The sequence below is a fragment of the Micromonospora sp. NPDC047620 genome (assembly GCF_043205005.1).
Lineage (GTDB): Bacteria > Actinomycetota > Actinomycetes > Mycobacteriales > Micromonosporaceae > Micromonospora.
The window spans coordinates 1-3332 of the sequence record NZ_JBIDDG010000079.1 but is presented as its reverse complement, the minus strand read 5'-3'; the positions used below and the strand labels follow the sequence as shown (position 1 = coordinate 3332).

Here is a 3332-nt window from a genome sequence, read left to right as displayed (position 1 = left end):
CAAGATCACCGCGGCCCTGGCGGTCTCGGGGCAGGCGGGGGTGCTGACAGGCCCGGGGTCGGGTGGGGCGCCGGCGGTCGGTGGGTCCGGCGGTGTAGCGCCGGACTCGTCGCGGACAGTGGCCTCGGCGATCAGACAGTTGTCGGCCGTGGGCAAACGCGACGAGCAGAATTTCGTGCGGTGGACGAGCGAGGTGCTCGGAATCGATCTCGCGGGGGTCGGACCGAAGTCAGACTTCTACTCGGTGTTGCGCACCTTCAGCCAGCAGTTGGCGGACTTGAAGCTCGACCGCATCCCGAACGGACTGCGCGGGTGGGCGGCCAGCAGCCTGGCCGCCGAGCTCCGCCTGGGTGACGCGTCGGAGTTCAGGGAGTTGTTTCCGTATCCGGAGGTCATGTCCGAGCAGCGGCGAGAGGACCTGCACCGGAACTGGATCGACAAGGTCGCGAACCACCAGAACGGCGATTACGACGTCGCGCCTGTGGTTGTCCGTATCCTGGCCCGGCAGTTGCCCCAGCTGCGCATCTACCAACCGTTCGGCGCCCCGGACGGCATCGGCCCGGAGTCCGATGCTGGTGCCGACCCGTATCCGGTCGTCTTCTACGATGGCGCCTTCTACCTCGGCCAGCTACCTGACCCAGCCGATGCCGAACGCGCTGGCCGCCTCGCCGAGGGCCCCGAGCGGACGTCAATATCGGACGACGAGAAGCAGCGACTGGATGGACTGTTCGACCAGGCACTCGGTCTGCTGCAGGCGCAAATCAACGAGGCGGAACAGGACCCTCGTCCGGCCAACAGACACTGGCCCGCCCTGCAGGAAGCGTTCCAGCGTAAGCTCGCGGTCATCCGTCAACGCCCCGAATCGCCCCAACGCCAGGCCGACATCCTGACAGAACACCGCCGGTACCTCTATCACATCCGCCGGACCAGCGGCTGGAAAGACGAGAGCCGAAGGCCTCAAACGGGTTGGTTCACCCATTACGTCACCGTCCGGGTCCAAGGTAACCAGAATGCACAGTTGATGATGGAGGTGGGCGGCAAGGTTCTGCGTATCAGCTCGCTCCACTCCATCTCCATCCTGGGCGACACGATCCCTGTCGATTTCTGGATGGACGGCGAAGATGTCGTCGCTGAGGCCAGAGTCCCGTACACCGCGCCCGACGGAACCGAAACCTTCATGTACCAGGAGTTCGCCACCAGACTCACGGCGGCGGATCTGACCAGGCTGGTGGAAAGGGCGGCGGAGGCCCGGCGGTCGAAAGTTGAGTCGGCGATCGGGCAGTTGTCGGCCGGGGAAACCCGCAGCGAGTTGGCGGCATTCGAGCAGTGGGCGCATTCGGTTTTCCACATCGATCGCGCGGAGGGCGACGCGGGGCCGCTCGACGTCTTCTACGGGACGGTGTTGAAAACCCATGGAGAGCTGTTGGCGCAGGCGGGCGTCACCACCGTGGCTGAACTGGGCGTGCTGGTGGCCCGCCACCTGGACGCCGACCTCCGCCGGGGCGAGCAGTCGATGTTCAGAGCATTTCTCCCTTATCCGGAGAACATGTCCGAGCAGCGACGGGAGACCCTGCACCGGCACCTGCTCAACAAACTCGTACACCGCCAGCCCGGCTATCCCGACGTTGTGCATGTGGTTCCCCACATCGTGGCCTGGGGGTTGGGTCTGCCGATGGAGGTCCACCACCCGTTCGGTGCCCCGCACGTCATCGGTCCGCCGTCCGATGACGGCGCCAAACCGCAACCAGTCGTCTTCTTGAACGGCGCCTACCACCTCGGCCAGCCTCGTGACCCACACGATGCCCGCATCGTCGAGGGTTTCCCGTCACCGACGGCCCTCACCGAACTGCGCCGACTGGATGCCGTGTTCGACGAGGCGCTCGATGTGCTGAAAGCCGAAGTCGACGCGGCGGAACAGAACACGACGAACCGCCACTGGTCGCTTCTGCGGGACACATTCGATCGGAACCTCGCGGCCGTCCGTCAACGCCCCAGCTCCCCCCGCCGGCACATCGAGGTGCTCGAAGAGCACCGCCGATACGTCGACGCCCTCCGCGAGGACAGCAAGTGGGAAGACGAGAATCGTTGGAACCTGCAAGACCCATTCACCGTCCCCGTCCCCGTCGAGGACATCGGGGGTCGCCCATATCTTCAGTTCCGGGTCGGCGACAACGACGTGTTCCTCGAATATGTCGGTCGGGTCGCCGTCGCGGGCGACAGGGTCGCTGTCGTTGTCGGAAAGGTTGATGGCGAAGGTCTCAGTATCGCTATCGCCAGAATCCCGTACACCGCGCCCGACGGCACCGAGAGGTTCGTCTACCAGGAGTTCGCCCGCAGGTTCACCGACAGCGAGCTGGCCGAACTGCGGAGCATGGCAGCCGGCCCGGTGTGGGAGACCGCCGATCGGTGGAAGTTCGGCAATCTCTACCACATCACGGTGCCGGTGAGCGAAAGCGGAGTATTTAATAACATCACCTTCGGCGGCCAGAGAGTCACGATTCCACCGGTCGAGGTGGCTGACGGGCTTCCGCCGGTCATCGCCGCGGAGTTGAAGGAGGGGCGTTTCCGGCTCGGGTACGGGATGGATGGTCAACCCCTGGCGGTCCTGGAAGCACCGGCCGGAAGGAACGGCACGGGAGCGCCCCTGTACCTGGAGTTGTCCTCGCCGCCGCCCACCGCTTACGACATCGAGTGGCTGCGCACGCTGGCGCTGTGGGAATCAATCGAGCCGCCGCCGCTTCTCGACGAAGTGTCCATCGATCTCGTGATGCAGGAGGACAAGCGCACGCCCCACCCGTTGCCGCTCACGCTCGGCGATGACAACTCGGGCAGGACGCTGGACGGGCGGGAGGTGGATCTCTCTCCTGGGACGGGGGTCGCCCTGCGGGTCGGCCGATTTCTCCGGCTGGAGGGGTCGAACGTCGTCACGAGTGTCTTCGCCGCGGTCAAGGCGCCGTTGGCCGACCGGTCCGGATACGCCCACCGGCTCATCGACACGAACATGTCGAACGAGTGGTTCGACGAGTTCAAGAAGCAGCGGGAGAAGACCGACAGCGGCAAACGCCCAGCTGTGCCGGAATGGCCGGCGGGGCCACTCGAAAAGCGCCCGCGCACCGGGGACGGGGTGCCTGGCAGCAGCGGCGACCCGACCAGGCAGCGTCCGAGCGCCGGGGATGGGCCGGGCGCTGGGGGTGGGTCGTCGTTGCCTGGTGGTGCGGCGGCGTTTGAGTGGGGTCGTGTGGGGGGTGGTTCGTTCTCGGGTGGTGGGAAGGGTGTGTTGCCGTCGGAGTGGGCGGCGGGTGAGCCGCCGTCTGTGGAGGTGGCGAAGGACG

1 pseudogene is annotated in these 3332 nt (G+C 66.1%); it reads left to right on the top strand.

Annotation, left to right across the window (positions count from 1 at the left end):
* Nucleotides 1–148: 148 nt before the first annotated feature.
* A pseudogene (locus ACGF5C_RS34240) lies at nucleotides 149–3332 on the top strand (hypothetical protein); the annotation flags it as partial.